The 18,151-nt window shown below is 64.7% G+C and carries 12 protein-coding genes and 5 pseudogenes; 11 read left to right on the plus strand and 6 right to left on the minus strand.

What is annotated here, in order from left to right; genetic code table 11:
• Nucleotides 1-284: 284 nt before the first annotated feature.
• Both HQ394_RS21455 and HQ394_RS07185 read left to right on the plus strand, forming a co-directional pair.
• Nucleotides 285-902: a nitroreductase family protein gene (locus tag HQ394_RS21455; protein ID WP_190263182.1), complete on the plus strand. Its 618-nt coding sequence runs from the start codon at nucleotides 285-287 to the stop codon at nucleotides 900-902.
• Nucleotides 903-950: 48 nt separating this feature from the next.
• A complete protein-coding gene (locus HQ394_RS07185) occupies nucleotides 951-2,039 on the plus strand; it encodes an acyltransferase family protein (protein WP_223291927.1) in 1,089 nt (362 codons plus the stop codon).
• Between the two features lie 204 nt (nucleotides 2,040-2,243).
• Here the strand turns inward: HQ394_RS07185 and HQ394_RS07190 are convergent.
• Nucleotides 2,244-2,540 (minus strand): annotated as a pseudogene (locus tag HQ394_RS07190) (transposase domain-containing protein); the annotation flags it as partial.
• A 221-nt stretch (nucleotides 2,541-2,761) separates the two neighbouring features.
• On the opposite strand from HQ394_RS07190, the gene HQ394_RS07195 reads away from it, so the two are divergent.
• The 3 genes and pseudogenes from HQ394_RS07195 to tnpC (HQ394_RS07205) all read left to right on the plus strand — a co-directional run bounded on the left by HQ394_RS07195 (nucleotide 2,762) and on the right by tnpC (HQ394_RS07205) (nucleotide 5,063).
• Entirely contained in the window at nucleotides 2,762-3,025 is a 264-nt protein-coding gene (locus tag HQ394_RS07195; protein WP_190262680.1) for a transposase, read from the plus strand.
• A pseudogene (gene tnpB, locus HQ394_RS07200) lies at nucleotides 3,022-3,327 on the plus strand (IS66 family insertion sequence element accessory protein TnpB); the annotation flags it as partial. The gene HQ394_RS07195 and the pseudogene tnpB (HQ394_RS07200), both read left to right, overlap by 4 nt.
• A 123-nt stretch (nucleotides 3,328-3,450) precedes the next feature.
• Nucleotides 3,451-5,063, plus strand: a pseudogene (gene tnpC / locus HQ394_RS07205) (IS66 family transposase).
• A 76-nt stretch (nucleotides 5,064-5,139) separates the two neighbouring features.
• Here the strand turns inward: tnpC (HQ394_RS07205) and tnpC (HQ394_RS07210) are convergent.
• From tnpC (HQ394_RS07210) to tnpA, 3 genes and pseudogenes are all read right to left on the minus strand, one after another.
• Nucleotides 5,140-6,465 (minus strand): annotated as a pseudogene (gene tnpC, locus HQ394_RS07210) (IS66 family transposase); the annotation flags it as partial.
• 69 nt (nucleotides 6,466-6,534) lie between these two features.
• Nucleotides 6,535-6,882, minus strand: coding sequence for an IS66 family insertion sequence element accessory protein TnpB (gene tnpB, locus HQ394_RS07215; protein ID WP_190261212.1), 348 nt, complete (start codon nucleotides 6,880-6,882; stop codon nucleotides 6,535-6,537).
• On the minus strand, nucleotides 6,879-7,373 hold the full coding sequence (gene tnpA / locus HQ394_RS07220; protein ID WP_223291677.1) for an IS66-like element accessory protein TnpA: 495 nt from the start codon (nucleotides 7,371-7,373) through the stop codon (nucleotides 6,879-6,881). Before tnpA ends, tnpB (HQ394_RS07215) begins: the two co-directional genes overlap by 4 nt.
• A 103-nt stretch (nucleotides 7,374-7,476) precedes the next feature.
• Here tnpA and tnpB (HQ394_RS07225) point away from each other — a divergent pair, with 103 nt between their 5' ends.
• Both tnpB (HQ394_RS07225) and tnpC (HQ394_RS07230) read left to right on the plus strand, forming a co-directional pair.
• Entirely contained in the window at nucleotides 7,477-7,830 is a 354-nt protein-coding gene (gene tnpB / locus HQ394_RS07225) for an IS66 family insertion sequence element accessory protein TnpB (RefSeq protein ID WP_190260124.1), read from the plus strand.
• A gap of 71 nt (nucleotides 7,831-7,901) precedes the next feature.
• Nucleotides 7,902-9,512: an IS66 family transposase gene (tnpC, locus tag HQ394_RS07230; RefSeq protein ID WP_190262681.1), complete on the plus strand. Its 1,611-nt coding sequence runs from the start codon at nucleotides 7,902-7,904 to the stop codon at nucleotides 9,510-9,512.
• Between the two features lie 78 nt (nucleotides 9,513-9,590).
• Here tnpC (HQ394_RS07230) and HQ394_RS07235 read toward each other — a convergent pair whose 3' ends face one another.
• Both HQ394_RS07235 and HQ394_RS07240 read right to left on the minus strand, forming a co-directional pair.
• The gene (locus HQ394_RS07235; RefSeq protein ID WP_190262682.1) at nucleotides 9,591-10,793 is read right to left on the minus strand and encodes a hypothetical protein; all 1,203 of its coding nucleotides are present in this window, start codon (nucleotides 10,791-10,793) and stop codon (nucleotides 9,591-9,593) included.
• Between the two features lie 12 nt (nucleotides 10,794-10,805).
• Nucleotides 10,806-11,975: a glycosyltransferase family 4 protein gene (locus HQ394_RS07240; RefSeq protein WP_190262683.1), complete on the minus strand. Its 1,170-nt coding sequence runs from the start codon at nucleotides 11,973-11,975 to the stop codon at nucleotides 10,806-10,808.
• 528 nt (nucleotides 11,976-12,503) lie between these two features.
• On the opposite strand from HQ394_RS07240, the gene HQ394_RS07245 reads away from it, so the two are divergent.
• The 4 genes and pseudogenes from HQ394_RS07245 to HQ394_RS07255 all read left to right on the plus strand — a co-directional run bounded on the left by HQ394_RS07245 (nucleotide 12,504) and on the right by HQ394_RS07255 (nucleotide 18,025).
• Nucleotides 12,504-13,619, plus strand: a complete 1,116-nt coding sequence (locus tag HQ394_RS07245) for a glycoside hydrolase family 5 protein (RefSeq protein ID WP_223291928.1) — start codon at nucleotides 12,504-12,506, stop codon at nucleotides 13,617-13,619.
• Nucleotides 13,620-14,397: 778 nt separating this feature from the next.
• Nucleotides 14,398-14,529 (plus strand): annotated as a pseudogene (locus HQ394_RS21095) (calcium-binding protein); the annotation flags it as partial.
• On the plus strand, nucleotides 14,530-15,918 hold the full coding sequence (locus HQ394_RS07250) for a calcium-binding protein (protein WP_223292054.1): 1,389 nt from the start codon (nucleotides 14,530-14,532) through the stop codon (nucleotides 15,916-15,918).
• Nucleotides 15,919-16,117: 199 nt separating this feature from the next.
• Complete coding sequence (locus tag HQ394_RS07255) at nucleotides 16,118-18,025, plus strand: beta strand repeat-containing protein (protein WP_190262686.1); 1,908 nt, start codon at nucleotides 16,118-16,120, stop codon at nucleotides 18,023-18,025.
• The last annotated feature ends 126 nt before the right edge of the window (nucleotides 18,026-18,151 follow it).

Raw genomic sequence — 18,151 nt, forward strand, 5'->3', positions numbered from 1 at the left:
TCAGATATCTGCGGTGGTCGCAGGTCGGCAGTCTCGTCCTATCACGGGAAAAGCTACGATCAGAAATCACCGCTTTGTACCATACCATAGAGAAGGGGCTCTCGTATTCGAGCCCGCGGCCAGGTTTTGGCATGCAGAACGTCAATCGTCTCCTGCTTTACTTAAGAGTTTATAGAAGGCGCTATGGAGAAGACGACATAACTCTAGTCGCTGATAACGTTCTTAAGGGCTACGTCCAATTCTGCCGGGCNAGCGGCGTGATACCCGGATGGATGCCGCAAGAGATGTGTGACCGGGACGGGCAAGATGCCGTGTCGTCAGTGCAAGAAGGCGGAGCGAAACTCGTTTCGAGGTCCGACATAGAGGCGGCGGCGTTAGTCGACTTTGAGCGGTTTTGTCAGGAACGATACAGTGTTCGTCATTTTTCGAGTGTGCCTGTCGAGAAGTCCGTCATAAAGGCGGCCGTTCGGATTGCCCAGAAAACACCTAGCGTATGCAATCGTCAGTGTTGGCGCGTGCATATTTTCTCTTCGGAGGAAGCCAAGCGTCAGGTGCTCGAATGCCAGAGCGGTAACAGAGGCTTTGGCCACGAGGCATCGCATGTCCTGGTCGTAACCTCCGACCTTCAGCCGTTTACCGGGATACACGAGAGGTATCAGGGTTGGATTGATGGTGGGATGTTCTCAATGTCTCTCGTCTATGCACTGCACAGCTTTGGACTTGGATCGTGCTGCTTGAATTGGAGTGTCAGAGCCGGAACCGACAAAAGGTTGAGACGCATTGCAGCAATCCCCGGCCATGAGAATGTAATAATGATGATTGCGGTCGGCAACCTGGTCGAAGAGTTCAAGGTAGCCTGCTCCGTGCGCCGCGAGACGGACGACATACTAACGTGGCATTGACCTGAGACGACTTCAATTTGGTTATTCCTGCGGGTGGCAAACTTTGTGATGACGACCCCACGTATATCAACAAAGCATATTCCTGCGCTCGACGGAATAAGAGGCGGCGCAGCGCTGTCAGTTTTTATCGGACATGCGATTCAGTTTGGGTACTTGGGCGATTTTCCGCACCAGAGCTTTTTNGGAGCGCTGGGAGTATCGGTGTTTTTTGGGTTGAGCGGATTTCTCATGGCCTTTCTCTATGGGAAACTACCATTTAGTTCTCGTACCGTCGCAGATTATGCGATAAGCAGGTTTTCTAGAATTGCACCTGCCTACTTGGCTGTGATCTGCGTCTGTTGGCTGATCACGCTGTTCATCGATCCGAATTTTACTTTTGCGATAACCAATGAAAATATCGTGCGGCACTTACTATTTAGTGGATCTGTGGGCGTGTTCTGGAGTATCCCACCTGAAGTGCAGTTTTATGCGTTTTTTCTACTTATATGGTATAGTTTGTCGAAAGTTGGTGCAGGTCATTTTCAACCGATAGCGCTGACTACGGCCGCGTGTATTGCAATGATTGCCTTTTCATCAGGCCTTCCGGGTACCTTGTTGCCGACGAAAGCGAGCNNTTTTTTTCTGTCAGGTACAGCGGCAGGAGTCGCCAGCACCTACCTTCGAAGCCGAATTGGGTGGTCGAGGACTACGACGGTAGTTCAGATATTGTTGTTCTGTAGCGTCATTGTCTACGCACGGTATTTATGTCAGGAAAGCGCGACACAATTGTATAGCAGCCTATCCTACAGCGTTCTTTGCGGTGCCTTAGTGTTTTCGTTTTCGCTGCCAAGCCGATTCGCGGACGCAGCCCTTGGCTACTGGCCCATAACCCTTCTGGGCAAATTAAGTTTCGCAATCTACCTCATTCATGTGCCCTGCCTTTACGCAATTCGAAAAATTCAGGACAGCGTCGGCCTCGATAACTGGTCTGCCTTAGCGATCGCTGCAACCGCGACTCTATCCCTCTCAGGCTTAATGCATAAAAACTTAGAGAGGCCAGCGCAGCGAGCACTTAAGCGCCTCGCCAGAAGAAGCGGTTTTCGGCAAGACCATGGCCCGTGTCCACCTCCTGATCCTCACATCACGGTGCAAAACTAAACTCTAATCGTAAGCGGAGCTCTGACCCCACGTTGCGGCCGGTGATTGCTCGCGGATGATGGCGGCTCCCAGGACGGAGGCGCCGCGTGGATCGTTTGCCAAGTAAGGTGCCAATTAATTGGCAAAGCGCCCGTCAGGGCGAGGTACTGCCGTGGGGTGAGCGGCGGCGTAACCATCCGACGAAGGCCGCGGGTGGTCCTCGTTTCAGGCTGCGGCGGCGGCGTCGAGGGCCTGGGGTCGCCAGTTCCAGGGGAGGAGTTCGGCGAGGCGGCTGGCGGGGTGGTCGGCGATGCGGCGGAGCACATCCTCGAGCCAGGCCTGCGGATCGACGTCATTCAGCTTGGCCGTCCCGATCAGCGTGTAGATCGCGGCGGCCCGCTCGCCGCCGCGGTCGGATCCCGCGAACAACCAGCTGCGTCTGCCGAGGGCAATGCCACGCAACGCTCGCTCGGCGGCGTTGTTGGTCAGGCAGATCCGCCCATCTTCGAGGAAGCGGGTGAAGGGTAAGCGGAGCTCTGACCCCACGTTGCGGCCGGTGATTGCTCGCGGATGATGGCGGCTCCCAGGACGGAGGCGCCGCGTGGATCGTTTGCCAAGTAAGGTGCCAATTAATTGGCAAAGCGCCCGTCAGGGCGAGGTACTGCCGTGGGGTGAGCGGCGGCGGCGGTGGAGCTGGGAGGAGAAGGCGCGGATCGTCGCCGAAAGTTTCGCCCCGACGCGCCGTGGCGAGCGCGGTCGCCCGCCGGCACGGGCTGCACCGCAACCAGCTGTATGCCTGGCGGAAGGAGTTGCGCCAAGCGGCGGACGCGGCGACGGCGGACGCGGTACCGCTCGACTTCGTGCCGGTAGTGGTGAGCGAGGGGCGTTGTCCAGCCGGCAGTCCGGCGATCGAGATCGAGCTTGCCGGTGCTCGGGTGCGGGTGTCGCCGGGCGCCGATCCGGTGCTCCTGGCGGACGTGCTCCGGACGCTGAAGGCGCTCGGATGATCGTCCCGCCTTCAGGCGTCCGGGTGCTGGTGGCGACGCGGCCGGTCGACTTCCGCTGCGGCGCCGACCGACTCGCTTCGATCGTGCAGACGGCGCTGGGGCACGACCCCTTCTCCGGGACAATTTACGTCTTCCGTTGCAAACGATCGGACAGGCTGAAACTGCTCGTCTGGGACGGCAGCGGCTTGGTGATGGTGTGGAAACGGCTGGAGGCAGGCGTCTTTCGCTGGCCGCCGGTGACCGGGGGCGTGATGCGGCTGTCGGCGGCGCAGCTGGCGGCGCTGTTGGATGGCCTCGACTGGTCGCGGATGCACGCGCCGCGTCTCGGTCGACCGAAGAAGGCANNCAATAGGCTGTGCCGGCCTGCCGGGAAGCCACAAGAACTCNNTGGTAAGCGTCTGGCATCGTGCTTAGAATCGCCGCTCATGACCGACCTCGACGCGATCCCCGACGATCCTTCCGCGCTGCGCGCCGCGCTGCTGGCGATGCGGGCCGAGCTCGCCGCCGAGCGGGCCCTGCGCCGCGGGCTGGAGGACCGGAACGAGCGGCTGCAGCACTTCATCCGCCAGCTGCAGCGGATGCAGTTCGGAAGGCGGTCGGAGGCGCTCGACCCCGACCAGCTGAACCTGGCGCTTGAAGACCTCGAGCAGGCGGTGGCGGAAGCCGACGCCGAGGCGGAGAAGGCCGATCCGCCGCGACGCGAGGCCCGCGCCCGCGAGCGGCGGCAGAACCGCGGCACCCTGCCCGGACATCTGCCGCGGATCGAGGTGGTGATCGAGCCGCCGACGACCATCTGCCCGTGCTGCTCCGGTGCGATGCACATCATCGGCGAGGACCGCTCCGAACGCCTCGACGTGATCCCGATGCGCTGGCAGGTGATCGTCACCCGCCGGCCGAAGTACGGCTGCCGCGCCTGCGGGAGTGCTGTGGTGCAGGCGCCGGCGCCGCCGCGGCTGATCGAGGGCGGCCTGCCCACCGAACGGCTGGTGGCGCACGTGCTGGTGGCGAAATATGCCGACCATGCGCCGCTCNNTACCGCCAGGCACAGATGCTCGCCCGGCAGGGTATCGCCCTCGACCGCTCGACGCTGGCCTCCTGGGTCGGCACCGCGGCGGCCGAGTTGAAGCCGCTGTGGCGGCTGCTGCGCGACGATCTGCTCGGCTCGGCGAAGCTGTTCGTCGACGAGACGCCGGCACCGGTGCTCGATCCCGGCCGCGGCCGGACGAAGACCGGCTGGTTCTGGGCGATCGCCCGCGACGACCGGCCGTGGGGCGGCGCCGATCCGCCGGCGGTGGTGTTCACCTACGCACCCGGCCGCGGCCACGCGCACGCGGCCACGCTGCTGAAGGACTTCCGCGGCATCCTGCAGACCGACGCCTATGCCGCCTACAAGGCGGTGGCCGGGGCTGCGGGCGACGAAGCGGCTGCCGGGTCCGCCGACGGCGGCGTCCTCCTCGCCCACTGCTGGGCACACTGCCGCCGGCGATTCTACGAGGTCGCACAGAAGCGGCCGGCGCCGATCGCCCATGAGGCGCTGCGGCGGATCGCCGCGCTGTACGAGATCGAGGCGGAGATTCGTGGCAGGCCCGCCTGCGAACGGCGAGCCGTCCGGCAGGCGCGGACGAAGCCGCTGCTGGACGCGATGCGGCCATGGCTCGAGCAATGCCGGGCGCAGCTGTCGAAGAAGTCGCCGCTGGGCGAGGCGATCGGCTACCCGCTGAACCAGTGGGAGGGGCTGACCCTCTTCCTCGACGACGGCCGGATCGAGATCGACTCGAACGTCATCGAGCGCTCAATGAGGCCGATTGCTCTCAATCGCAAGAACGCACTCTTCGCCGGCCATGACCTGGGAGCGGAAAACTGGGCGGTGCTGGCGTCATTGATCGAGACCTGCAAGTGGCACGCGGTCAACCCGGAAGCCTGGCTCGCCGACGTGCTCGCCCGCCTCGTCTCCGGCTGGCCGAACCGCCGCCTCGCCGAGCTCACCCCCTGGGCATGGAAGGCCGAGCAGGACGCCCTCCACCGCGCCGCCGCGTGACCCATTCCGCTGCGGCCGAGGTCAAGACCGAGCACTCTGGCAAGCGAAAAGCAGGTGCGGCCGGAGCTTCGCTTACGGTGAAGGCGGGCCAGCGCTTCAACATGTAGTCCATCGCCTTCGCCAGCTCGTTGTGGCGGGAGAGCCGGCCGCGCTCGCGTCGCATCCAGGCTTCCAGTTCGCCGACGAGCGGTGCCACGCGGCATTGGCGCAGCGCCAGCCGCTGCTCGACGGGCAACCCATTGGGGGCGCTCGGCATCGAAGACGGCGTCGATCCGCCGCACCGCCTCGATTGCCAGCGGAGCCTTGGCAACATCTGCCAGCGCGAAGAACTTGCGCCGGCCGTGGCTCCAACACGCCGCCTCGGTGATCGGCCCCGGCTTGCGCGACGGCTCGTAGAGCGCGTTGAAGCCGCCGAACGCGTCGGCCTGCAGAATGCCGGCGTAATCGGTCAAGTGCCGGCGCGGGTGTTCGCCCTCGCGATTGCGGGAGTAGAAGTAGACCGCCGCCGGCGGCCCGGTTCCGTCCAGGTGTGGGCCGCCGAAGGGGCGATCGTCGCGGACGTAGGTCCACAGCCGGCCGGTGATGGTCTTACCTTTGGCGAGCACCGGTACCGTGGTGTCATCACCGTGGAGGCGCCCGGCCGCCAGCACATGGCGGCGGAGCAACTCGACCAGCGGCGACAGGGCCACGGCACAGGCGCCGACCCAATCGGCGAGCGTCGAGACGTCGAGATCGATGCCTTCACGGGCGAAGCCCTCACTCTGCCGGTTGAGCGGCAAATGAAGTCCGTACTTGCCGTAGAGGACCATCGCCAGGAGCCCGGCGCCGGCCCGGCCGCGGGCGATCGGGTGGAACGGTGCCGGCGGCTGGGTGATCCGCTCGCACGCCCGGCAGGTGAACTTTTCACGGACGGTCTGGATCACCTTCCACTGCCGGGGATCACCTCCAGCGTCTCGGTGACGTCCTCGCCGAGCTTGACCAGCTTGCCCTGGCAGCACGGACAGACCGACGGCGCCGGGATGACGACGCGCTCACGCGGCAGATGCGCCGGCAACGGTGCCCGCACCGGCCGGCGGCGGCCGGTCCCTGGAACAACGCTCTCGTCACGGCGGGGCTTTGCCACGGCGGCCGCAGCCGCTTCGGCGGCACAGGCATCCTCGGCGGCGGTCGCCTCCAGCTCCTCCAACTGCAGTTCCAGCTGGTCGAGCAGACGGCGACGGTGCTCCGACGACGGCCCGAAGCGCTCGCGCTTCAGCTTGGCGATCATCAGCTTCAGATGCGCCACCATCGCCTCGGCGCCCGACGCCCGCGCCTCCGCCTCGAGCCGGGCCGACCGCTCGGCCAGCAACGCCGCCTTCAGCGCTTCGAGATCGTCGGGCAGGATGTCGGGCGACGGGGTCATGCCGCCGATGGAATCACAAAACCGGCCGCTCGACTCGCGAAAAACCTATCCCGCGACGCGCCGCCGCGGTCAGCCCGCCCGGTCCGGCCGGAAGCTGTGGCGCGGGTTCCTCCAGTCAATGCCTTCAAGCAGATAGCCGAGTTGTGCCGGGGTGATCGAGACGACACCATCGGCGGGAGACGGCCAGATGAACCGGCCACGCTCCAAGCGCTTCGCGTACAGCGACATCCCGAGCCCGTCGTGCCAGAGAATCTTGATCAGGTCACCGCGTTTCCCGCGAAAAATGTACAGATCGCCGCCATGCGGATCGCGCTTCAGCGTCTCCTGCACCTGCAGCGCCAGGCCGTTCATGCCGCGCCGCATGTCGGTCCGGCCGACCGCCAGCCACACCCGCACCCCGCCCGGAACCGGGATCATCGGCGGCGCAGCGCCGCGATCACCGCCGCCGCCAGCTCCGCCGGCACCGATGCGGGGATGCGGACCCGCGACGCACCGGAGAACTCGATCTCGATCGCCGGCAGCGACGAACCTTCGCCGGCGCCGGAATGAGCCGCTGCAGCCGTCGCGACCGCCGGCACGCCACCCGCGTCATCGCCGCCGTCATCGCGGCAATGATCGATCCGGGCGTCGACGAGCGGCCTCACCAGCACCTCGGCGAACCCTTCGGCATGCCCGATCTCCCGTCGCCAGCGATAAACCAGACTGGTGCAAACGTCCGCCTGCCGCGCCACGTCCGCAACGATCGCTCCCGGCGCGAACGCCGCCGCGACAATCGCCCGCTTCTGCCCGATGCTGAACCGCCGCCGCCGCTCGGGGTGAGTGAGAACGTGAACCTGCGCCATACCACGCACCGCCTCTCGCATCGGTGCAAACACCAGTGTCAGCACCGGTGCAAAGACAAGCCACACTCATGCCCCGGTCGGAAGGCGGCCCTCGCCGGACGGTTACGGTGTCGCCGGGCGCCGATCCGGTGCTCCTGGCGGACGTGCTCCGGACGCTGAAGGCGCTCGGATGATCGTCCCGCCTTCAGGCGTCCGGGTGCTGGTGGCGACGCGGCCGGTCGACTTCCGCTGCGGCGCCGACCGACTCGCTTCGATCGTGCAGACGGCGCTGGGGCACGACCCCTTCTCCGGGACAATTTACGTCTTCCGTTGCAAACGATCGGACAGGCTGAAACTGCTCGTCTGGGACGGCAGCGGCTTGGTGATGGTGTGGAAACGGCTGGAGGCAGGCGTCTTTCGCTGGCCGCCGGTGACCGGGGGCGTGATGCGGCTGTCGGCGGCGCAGCTGGCGGCGCTGTTGGATGGCCTCGACTGGTCGCGGATGCACGCGCCGCGTCTCGGTCGACCGAAGAAGGCACAATAGGCTGTGCCGGCCTGCCGGGAAGCCACAAGAACTCTGGTAAGCGTCTGGCATCGTGCTTAGAATCGCCGCTCATGACCGACCTCGACGCGATCCCCGACGATCCTTCCGCGCTGCGCGCCGCGCTGCTGGCGATGCGGGCCGAGCTCGCCGCCGAGCGGGCCCTGCGCCGCGGGCTGGAGGACCGGAACGAGCGGCTGCAGCACTTCATCCGCCAGCTGCAGCGGATGCAGTTCGGAAGGCGGTCGGAGGCGCTCGACCCCGACCAGCTGAACCTGGCGCTTGAAGACCTCGAGCAGGCGGTGGCGGAAGCCGACGCCGAGGCGGAGAAGGCCGATCCGCCGCGACGCGAGGCCCGCGCCCGCGAGCGGCGGCAGAACCGCGGCGCCCTGCCCGGACATCTGCCGCGGATCGAGGTGGTGATCGAGCCGCCGACGACCATCTGCCCGTGCTGCTCCGGTGCGATGCACATCATCGGCGAGGACCGCTCCGAACGCCTCGACGTGATCCCGATGCAGTGGCAGGTGATCGTCACCCGCCGGCCGAAGTACGGCTGCCGCGCCTGCGGGAGTGCTGTGGTGCAGGCGCCGGCGCCGCCGCGGCTGATCGAGGGCGGCCTGCCCACCGAACGGCTGGTGGCGCACGTGCTGGTGGCGAAATATGCCGACCATGCGCCGCTCTACCGCCAGGCACAGATGCTCGCCCGGCAGGGTATCGCCCTCGACCGCTCGACGCTGGCCTCCTGGGTCGGCACCGCGGCGGCCGAGTTGAAGCCGCTGTGGCGGCTGCTGCGCGACGATCTGCTCGGCTCGGCGAAGCTGTTCGTCGACGAGACGCCGGCACCGGTGCTCGATCCCGGCCGCGGCCGGACGAAGACCGGCTGGTTCTGGGCGATCGCCCGCGACGACCGGCCGTGGGGCGGCGCCGATCCGCCGGCGGTGGTGTTCACCTACGCACCCGGCCGCGGCCACGCGCACGCGGCCACGCTGCTGAAGGACTTCCGCGGCATCCTGCAGACCGACGCCTATGCCGCCTACAAGGCGGTGGCCGGGGCTGCGGGCGACGAAGCGGCTGCCGGGTCCGCCGACGGCGGCGTCCTCCTCGCCCACTGCTGGGCACACTGCCGCCGGCGATTCTACGAGGTCGCACAGAAGCGGCCGGCGCCGATCGCCCATGAGGCGCTGCGGCGGATCGCCGCGCTGTACGAGATCGAGGCGGAGATTCGCGGCAGGCCCGCCTGCGAACGGCGAGCCGTCCGGCAGGCGCGGACGAAGCCGCTGCTGGACGCGATGCGGCCATGGCTCGAGCAATGCCGGGCGCAGCTGTCGAAGAAGTCGCCGCTGGGCGAGGCGATCGGCTACCCGCTGAACCAGTGGGAGGGGCTGACCCTCTTCCTCGACGACGGCCGGATCGAGATCGACTCGAACGTCATCGAGCGCTCAATGAGGCCGATTGCTCTCAATCGCAAGAACGCACTCTTCGCCGGCCATGACCTGGGAGCGGAAAACTGGGCGGTGCTGGCGTCATTGATCGAGACCTGCAAGTGGCACGCGGTCAACCCGGAAGCCTGGCTCGCCGACGTGCTCGCCCGCCTCGTCTCCGGCTGGCCGAACCGCCGCCTCGCCGAGCTCACCCCCTGGGCATGGAAGGCCGAGCAGGACGCCCTCCACCGCGCCGCCGCGTGACCCATTCCGCTGCGGCCGAGGTCAAGACCGAGCACTCTGGCAAGCGAAAAGCAGGTGCGGCCGGAGCTTCGCTTACCTCTAATCTGAAGTCCTGTTGGATCCAAGCCTTTGAGCTTGAACCGTGCCAAGCAGAAACCACAACAGCGCCGCGGTCTTGATCGTGAACGTGGCGTAGCTGACCAGCCAGGACAGGCTGAGGTAGAGGCAGATCATGTGAGCAAGGCGGCGCTGGCAGCGATCGTCGTAGCGCATCAGGGTGCAAAGGCCGCACCAGAAAACCGCCGTCCCCACCAGGCCGATGCCCTCGATAAGATAGGCGACGCCGCTGTCGACCGTAGAGCGGGGAAAGAGCGACAGCCCCAGCATCACTTGCATATCCATACTGCCAACGATCTGGGCCGTCTTGCTCAGCCGGCCGGGCAGGTCGTCGCTGGTTGATTGAGCCTGTCGCAGCGCATCGACAACAAAGGCGAAGCCGACCGCGGCCGGAAGGTAGAGATATAGCGACAGCTTCGGCAGTTGGTACAACACGACGAAGGCAACGACGGCGGCGAGGGTCAGTCCCATCGCCAGCCGGCCGTCCGACAGCACGAGGAAAATGGCGGCCATCGTCAGCAGCGCCACCGCGCTCGATCTGTCGATCTCGTCGAACACCGACAGGGTGTAGAAGGCGACGATCGCCGCGAACATCGCCGACGACACCGGCTCGAGAAAAATCGACGACACCCGCTGCTCGCCGAGGAAGCCACCCAGCACCCGGCCGCCGGAGCGGATCCCGCTGACGAATAGCGACGTCGAATTGAAACTCGCCTGTTCCTCCGGGGTCGAGCCCTTGGAAATGAAGTAGCGGATGATGTTGAAGTACTTCTGGTAGGTATCGAGCAGCGCCGCCTCGACGATCCCCACCGCCAGGACGACGACACAGAGCGCGATCAGCGCCTTCGACAGATCGCGCCGGCCGTACTGAATCCCCAGCAGCACGAAGGTGGGGATGATGATCAGGTCGCGGACGGTCTTCGGCTGAATTTGCTCGCGCAGGATCATCACCAGGACCGCGAACACGACGATCGCCAGGGCAAAGCAGACCCATCGCGTGTCCAGCGGCCGGCCGGACAGCAGCAGCACGCCCCACGTCGCCGCCATGATCAGCGCCTCGGCGAGGATGACGTGGGCTTCGCCGACGGCCGCGACGTTCGTATTGACGAAGCATAAGCCGAAGTTGAAGAACAGGGTTGCCGCGACGAGGCCGAGGATGATGTGGCTGCGGGATATCGTCTCCACCGTCCCGCGCCCTCACCGCGTCGGCAGGTCTTGCGCAAGGGCAAGGTGTGTGCCCAGGACCCCGGGGCGGTTGCTGGACACCTGCCGGTAGATGGCGAGAACCTTGTTCGCCAGTTCGGGCCAGGAGAACCGGGCGGCGAAGTCGATGGCCTGCCGGCGGTCGGCCTCGGTGACCGTGGCTTCGAGCGCGACGAACTGCGCCGCGGCGCGCGCAGGGTTGGCAAAGTCGGTGAGCGACTGCGGGTTCGTCTTGCCAATCAGTTCGGAGAACGACTCGTTGGCCTGAACGAAGGGGATCAATCCGGCCGACATCGCCTCTACCATCGACATGCCGAAGCCTTCGTAGCGTGAGGCCGAAACGAAGACGCCGCAGTGCCGGATCAACTGCTGAAGCCCGTCGCGCGAGAGATATCCATGAAGATGCGCATAATCGCCGATGCCGAGGCTGGCGATGCGTTGTTGCAGACCGGGCGACAGCTGGTCGAAATCGTCACCGACGATGTGAAGGTGCCTCGGCCGCCCCGACTGCTTCAGGGCGGCAACGAAATCGAGCAGCCGGTCGACCTGTTTGTTGACCGCAAGGCGGCCGATATACAGCAGGTCGGGACCCGCGCCGGCCTCCGCCCAGGATTCGATGGCGTTGGGAATCAACGTCGCCTCGATGCCGATCCTCTGCATCATCTCCTGGTCATTGCTGCTGCAGGCAATGAACGCGTCGGCACGGTGCAGGGTCAGTCGCGAAACGGTATTGAAATAGACGCGTTTCAATGCCGCGAAGTCACGCGTGTGAAAGAACCNCCCGTGCGTGGTGACGACAATCGGTCTGTCGTACAGAAACCCCGCGGAACAGACCATGTCACAAAGCTGGTCGATCGCATGCACGTGAATGATGTCGTAAGCGCGCAATTGCCTCGGATTGAACAAAGGCAAGAATAATCGCCTGGAACCGCGGAAGGGAATGCGTCTGATGACGGTGTCGTCAATGACTTCGCAGGCGGGAAGAGTGGTTTCCGGCCGGTGGAAAATCCGGTTGAGAGTCAGCACGGACGGCTCGAGGCCTTGACGCCACTGATGCCAGCAGAGCGCCTTTACGTAGTTTTCGAACCCGCCTTGCATCGGAGCATACTGGCGGACGACGTGAAGAATGCGGACGTCGCGCCCGGCTCTCGGTTCGGCTGCCATAGCTTTTCCCCCATAAGAGTCGTGGCGGGACGGTCGGCAGACAAGCGAGCCGGCCGCACCGCGTCTGCCGCGACGGGCGTCGATCGCAGCGCCTCAGTGTGAATCATCAAGGAGAAGCTTGTCCGACGCTGGGCTGCCACGGCGCCACGGACGCACGACGCGCGGCAATTGACCCTTGTCCCCATCATCCCCCATTGGCCGTTCTCTGCGCACCTTATAATATCTCTCGGGCCATTTGGCAATCTCGCCGGGAGCAGCGTCGCAAGCAACCAACGGGCCTTAGCAACGGGTCGTGCAGCAGACATGTTATGGGCTGAGTGTTATTCGCGCGACGGTAGGGAAGCGGGTGACGCGCAAGGATGCGTGGGCCGGGTGCAAATATATTCACTTTGTGAACGTGCGGGATTTTTATGATCATTTGCAGTGCAGCCTGTAAGATACCGCATAGGCCGTGTCGAGTCTTTGATGCTTGCCGATGGTAGCGCAAGACCTTCGCTACCTCGTCGCACGCTGGGGGAAGATATGACTATGATCCTTAAGGGGTTCCGTGATTTTTTGGCGTACAAGTTGGCCCGGTGTCTTGCGAAACGAAGTTCGGGCGAGGCCAAGCGCGGGAATGGTGCAGGACACACTGGCGCGTACCTTCTGGCGGCGTTATGCGTGTACCTCGCTGCTAACTTTCAGGCTGTCGCCGCAGCGCAGGGCTTTGCGAAGGAAGACTTGCCCTTCCTGCACGGAGTGAACTTGGCGAGTGGCTCCTTTGGAGCCCGTCGCGTGCCCCGGAGGTATGGATACGACTATATCTATGCCGGACCTGCGAGCGTCGATTACTACCAGTCAAAAGGTTTCAATCTGTTTCGCGTTGCTTTTCTATGGGAAAGTATACAGCCCGTATTGAACGGCCCGCTTTCGGAAAGCGAACTAAAGCAACTTGACAACTTGGTGAATTACGCCACGGGCAACGGTCTGTTCATCGCCCTTGATGTTCACAACTATGCCAAGTATGCCGGAGGCAAGCTCGGCACAGAGGTTCCGATCGAGGCGCTCGGCGATCTTTGGGGTCGTCTTGCTGAGCATTACAATAGCAACCCTCGCGTCCTATTCGATATTATGAACGAGCCAAACAATATGCCGACCCAGATTGTCAAGGAGATGACTCAGGGGGCGGTGAACGCAATCCGGGCGGCCGGCGCCCAAAATGTCATTGTCGTCGAAGGCAATCAATGGTCTGGCGCTTGGCATTGGCTCAGCAGCGGTAGCGACATCCTTGTTGAGCTGCAGGACCCGGAAAATAATATTGTCTTCTCACCACACCAGTATCTCGACAAGGATGGCTCTGGCGTCCAACCCTATTGTGCCAGTGACAATATTGGCCTTGAGCGGATACAGTCGGTTACGCAGTGGGCGCGCGCGAGCCGCGTGCGTTTGCTGCTGGGTGAGTTCGGAGCCGGGGCAAACTCGCCGTGCAGCGAAGCAGTTACATCGATGCTCGACTTCATGCACAAGAACGCAGATGTCTGGGCGGGCTGGGCTTGGTGGGCTGGTGGCCCGTGGTGGGGGAGCTATTTTTCTTCCATCGAACCACAAGGGGGTGCAGACCGTCCGCAATTGCAGTGGCTGACACCCTTTCTCTTCACTAGGTGAAAACGGCAAAGTGAGGGCCAGAGTACCGATGCGGAGCACAAGAGCGGAGCGATCCGTAATAGGGGGCGAAGGTTCTGTAATGGGACTGGACTGAAGCGGCCGCGCTGTTCAGCCGCAAACCAGGGCCAACCGGTAGCGGAGGAGCTCTTTGTACAAGGCAAAGCCCTTGATATCCGTAGCGGGCACATTGGCGTTTCGTGGATATCGGAGGCGGATCATCGGGAGCCGTGTGAATCGGGGTTCACGAAAGGTTCTGGGAGCACCCGGAGGTGAAACTCCTCCCGTGATTCCTCGAGGGTTGATCGACCTGTCCAATGCTCGGGGTCATCTGCGTCGATCGGCGGTAGCCCTTCGATTTTCCGCATTGCGGACGTCGACGACGAGCAACGGAGTTCCACGAAGCGGACCCCGCGATCGAGTCTATCCCGGGGGCCACTATGAAAAAGGCGGTAGGTTCACTCAGGTGACGCGACACGCGGCCTCGATGGCCGAGGCGACGGAAGTGCAGCCTACCTCGCCGCACGGTCGCATTCAAAGACGATGGCCCTCTCGGCCGGCGCCCCGCAGGAAAGCCCGTTGTTTTCTTGTACATCCATCGTAGAGTGACCTCGGCAATCGTTGGGGGGCGGTGGCGCGGGCGAGATCTCTCCCCAGCAGGACGAGGGAGGGAGGCAATGGCCACGTTGATCGGCACATCCGCCAATGAAAGCATCACCCCGCTTACGGTTTCTGCGACCGTCCTGCGCACTCCCCCGGCAGCTTCCCCGGATCCGGTGCCGACAGCCTCGACGGGGGCGCCGGCAACGACAGTCTCGACGCAGGTGCCAATAACGATACGCTCCTCGGCAGTACCGGAAACGACACGTTGGACGGCGGTGCCGGCAACGACTCGATCGATGGCGGTGCCGGGATGGACACCGTCAGCTATGCGTCGGCTTCGACTGGCGTGCGCGTTTCCCTCGCCGTCGCCGGCAGCCAGTCGACCGGTAACGGCCTGGACACGCTGATAAACGTCGAGAATCTCGTCGGCTCTGCGTTTGCCGACACGCTCGTCGGCAATGCCGGCAACAACAGCATCGAGGGCGGTATCGGCAGCGACTCGCTCGATGGTGGCGCCGGTAACGACAGCCTTTTCGGCGGCAACGTCGGAGACAGCATCAGCGGCGGCGCCGGCAACGACAGCCTGAGCGCGCAAGGGCAGGCGACCTCGGCCAGCGCCGACACCATCGTCTTATCCGGCGACGACGGGAACGATACGATCAGCGCCCGCGGCGAAGCCCATCTGGACAACAGCGTTTTCGTCGACGTTTCGGGAGGGAAGGGCGACGACAGTGTGTACGGATTTGCCGATGGCTTTATCGCAGCGGGAGACATCTTCCCCGCTTTTGCGATTGTGTCGGCGTCCGGCGGAGACGGCAACGATACCGTCGTCGGCGGGTACGGCACCTTCGGGTTTTCCGTTCTCACTGGGGATGCCGGCAACGACAGCCTCGTCGGCGAAGGCATCGACGGCGTGGCCGACCTCGGCCTCAATCACACCCTCGACGGAGGCACCGGCAATGACACCTTAGTCGCTGGCGCGAGCGACGACGTGCTGGTCGGTGGTACTGGCAACGATTCCCTCGACGGCAGCGACGGGATCGACTGGGCCGACTACAGCACCGCCGCCGCCGCGGTCTCGGTTTCGCTGGCACTGACCGGGGCGCAGAATACGCTTTCCGCCGGGACCGACACGTTGGTCCGTATCGAAGGAGTTATTGGGACCGCCTTCAACGATACGCTCACGGGCAATGCGGCGGACAACGGCCTGAGCGGCGATGCCGGCGATGACAAACTCATCGGCGGCGCCGGGGACGACGCGCTCGAAGGAGGGGCCGGCAACGATACGCTCGACGGCGGCGTCGGCAACGATCTCGCATGCTTTTGCTCGGCGACAGGCGGCGTTTCGGTCTCGCTCGCCGTCGCCGGCCCGCAGGTGACCGGCGAGGGCACGGACACGCTGATCAGCATCGAGTATGTGATCGGTTCGGATTACGACGACAAGCTGGTCGGCAATGGCGCTGCGAACCTGCTGATCGGTGGCGACGGCAACGACTCGCTCGACGGCGCCGGTGGCGACGATACCATTGATGGGGGCGACGGGGTGGCACCCTCATCGGCGGTGCCGGGAACGACACCCTGCACGCCGAGGGCACTGTCTGGGACGTCGGTTCGGTATCCATTTCCGGCGGCGACGGCAGCGATACGATATCCGCATCCCTCAACGCCAGCTATGGCTTCGACGCGATCCTCTGGATAGGCGGCGATGGCGGCAACGACAACATCAGCGGTATCGCCGCGGGCAGCACTTACGATAGCGGCGACTACGGCGTCACGAACGCGGGTCGGATCACTGTCTTTGGCGGCGCCGGTGACGACACGATCGCCGCCGGCTACCGGCTCTACGGCAGCGCGATCATCAACGGCGACGACGGCAACGACAGCCTGATCGGCCAGGGGTGGGACAGTGCGACCGGACAGGGGGCATCGAGACCCTCGCCGGCGGCCTCGGCAACGACACCATTTTCGGAGCGGAGGGCGCAGACCTTCTGCGCGGCGACGCCGGCAACGATTCACTCGACGGCGGCGCCGGGATCGACACGCTGGTCGGCGGGGCCGGGAATGACACCTACGTCGTCGACAGTAGCAGCGACGTGATCAGCGAACTCGCCGGTGGCGGGATCGACACGGTGCAGAGCAGCGTCACCTTCTCGCTCGCCCCTGTGGCGCTCGCCAACGTCGAGAACCTGACGCTCAGCGGAACAGCGGCAATCAACGCCAGCGGATCGGCGGCCAACAACGTGCTGACAGGCAACGCCGGCAACAACGTGCTCAACGGCGGCGCGGGGATCGATACACTGATCGGCGGCGCTGGCGACGACACCTACGTTGTCGATACCACGACAGACATGATCACCGAAGTCGCCGGCGGCGGCATCGATACGGTGCAGAGCAGCGTGACGTTCTCGCTCGCCGCATTCGGCAACATCGAGAATCTGACGCTCACCGCCACCGCGGCGGTCAACGGCACCGGCAACGCCCTCGCCAACACGCTCATCGGCAACGCGGCAAACAACCTCCTGACCGGCCTCGACGGCAACGATACCCTCAACGGCGGCGCCGGGATCGATACGCTGGTCGGCGGCGCCGGCAACGACACCTACGTCGTCGATACAACGACCGACACGATCACCGAGGTGGCCGGCGGTGGCATCGATACGGTGCAGAGCAGCGTCACTTTCTCGCTCGCCGGCATCGCCGAAGTGGAAAACCTGACGCTCACCGGCACTGCGGCGATCAACGCCACCGGCAACGCGCTCGCCAACTCGCTTACCGGCAACGCCGCCAGCAACCTGCTCTCGGGCCTCGGCGGCAACGATACCCTCAACGGCGGCGCCGGGATCGATACCCTCGTCGGCGGTGCCGGCGGCGACGTCTACGTCGTCGATAGCACCAGCGACACGATTACCGAGGCCGCCGGCGGCGGCATCGATACCGTGCAGAGTAGCGTCACGTTCTCGCTCGCCGGCATCGCCGAAGTGGAAAACCTGACGCTCACCGGCACCGGGGCGATCAACGGCACCGGCAACGCGCTCGCCAATACGCTTACTGGCAACGCCGCCAGCAACCGCCTGACCGGCCTCGACGGCAACGATACCCTCAACGGCGGCGCCGGGGTCGACACCCTGGTCGGCGGTGCCGGCAACGACGTCTACGTCGCCGAGAGCACCACCGACACGATTATCGAGGCCGCCGGCGGCGGCATCGATACCGTGCAGAGTAGCGTCACGTTCTCGCTCGCCGGCATCGCCGAAGTGGAAAACCTGACGCTCACCGGTACCGCCGCGGTCAACGGCACCGGCAGCGCGCTCGCCAACACGCTCACCGGCAACGCCGCGGCCAATCTCCTGAGCGGGCTCGACGGCAATGACAGCCTGGTCGGCGGCGCCGGCAGTGATACGCTCGACGGCGGGATCGGCAACGACACCCTCTTCGGCGGCAGCGATGCCGATCTGTTGACCGGCGGCGCGGGCGCCGACAGCTTCGTGTTCAGGGCGCTCACGGATTTCCCGGCCAGCCCTGCTCGGGACACCATCACCGCTTTCGACGGCATAGGCGCGACGGCCGGGGACGTGATCGACCTCTCGGCGATCGACGCGAACAGCAGCGTCGCCGGTGACCAGGCCTTTGCCTTCATCGGGACGTCGGCGTTCGTCGTCGGGCAGGCCGGCGGTCTGCACGCGATCGTCAGCGGCACGGACACACTGATCCAGGGCGAGATAACCGGCGACGGGATCGCCGATTTCGAATTCCTGGTGAAAGGCGCCGATGCGACGAAGTGGGCAGCCACCGACTTCGTTCTGTGACGCACCGGTTTCAGTTTCAGCTGGGAGAGGCTGCTCGATGGTGCTGCCGATCTGACGGGTCATCTGCGTCGATCGGCGGTCGCCCTCCAATTTCCCGCATTGCTGACGTCGCCGGCGTCCATCACC

Origin of the sequence: Defluviicoccus vanus, from assembly GCF_014672695.1 — a bacterium.
In the GTDB taxonomy this organism is placed as follows: Bacteria; Pseudomonadota; Alphaproteobacteria; order Rhodospirillales; family Defluviicoccaceae; genus Defluviicoccus; species Defluviicoccus vanus.

Bases quoted from the DNA above. Each gene is read 5' to 3' on its own strand.
- HQ394_RS21455 (WP_190263182.1), top strand. From the start codon at position 285: ATGTGTGACCGGGACGGGCAAGATGCCGTGTCGTCAGTGCAAGAAGGC.
- tnpB (WP_190261212.1), bottom strand. From the start codon at position 6,882: ATGATCCCGGTTCCGGGCGGGGTGCGGGTGTGGCTGGCGGTCGGCCGG.
- tnpB (WP_190260124.1), top strand. From the start codon at position 7,477: ATGATCGTCCCGCCTTCAGGCGTCCGGGTGCTGGTGGCGACGCGGCCG.
- tnpC (WP_190262681.1), top strand. From the start codon at position 7,902: ATGACCGACCTCGACGCGATCCCCGACGATCCTTCCGCGCTGCGCGCC.
- HQ394_RS07245 (WP_223291928.1), top strand. From the start codon at position 12,504: ATGATCCTTAAGGGGTTCCGTGATTTTTTGGCGTACAAGTTGGCCCGG.
- HQ394_RS07250 (WP_223292054.1), top strand. From the start codon at position 14,530: ATGGACACCGTCAGCTATGCGTCGGCTTCGACTGGCGTGCGCGTTTCC.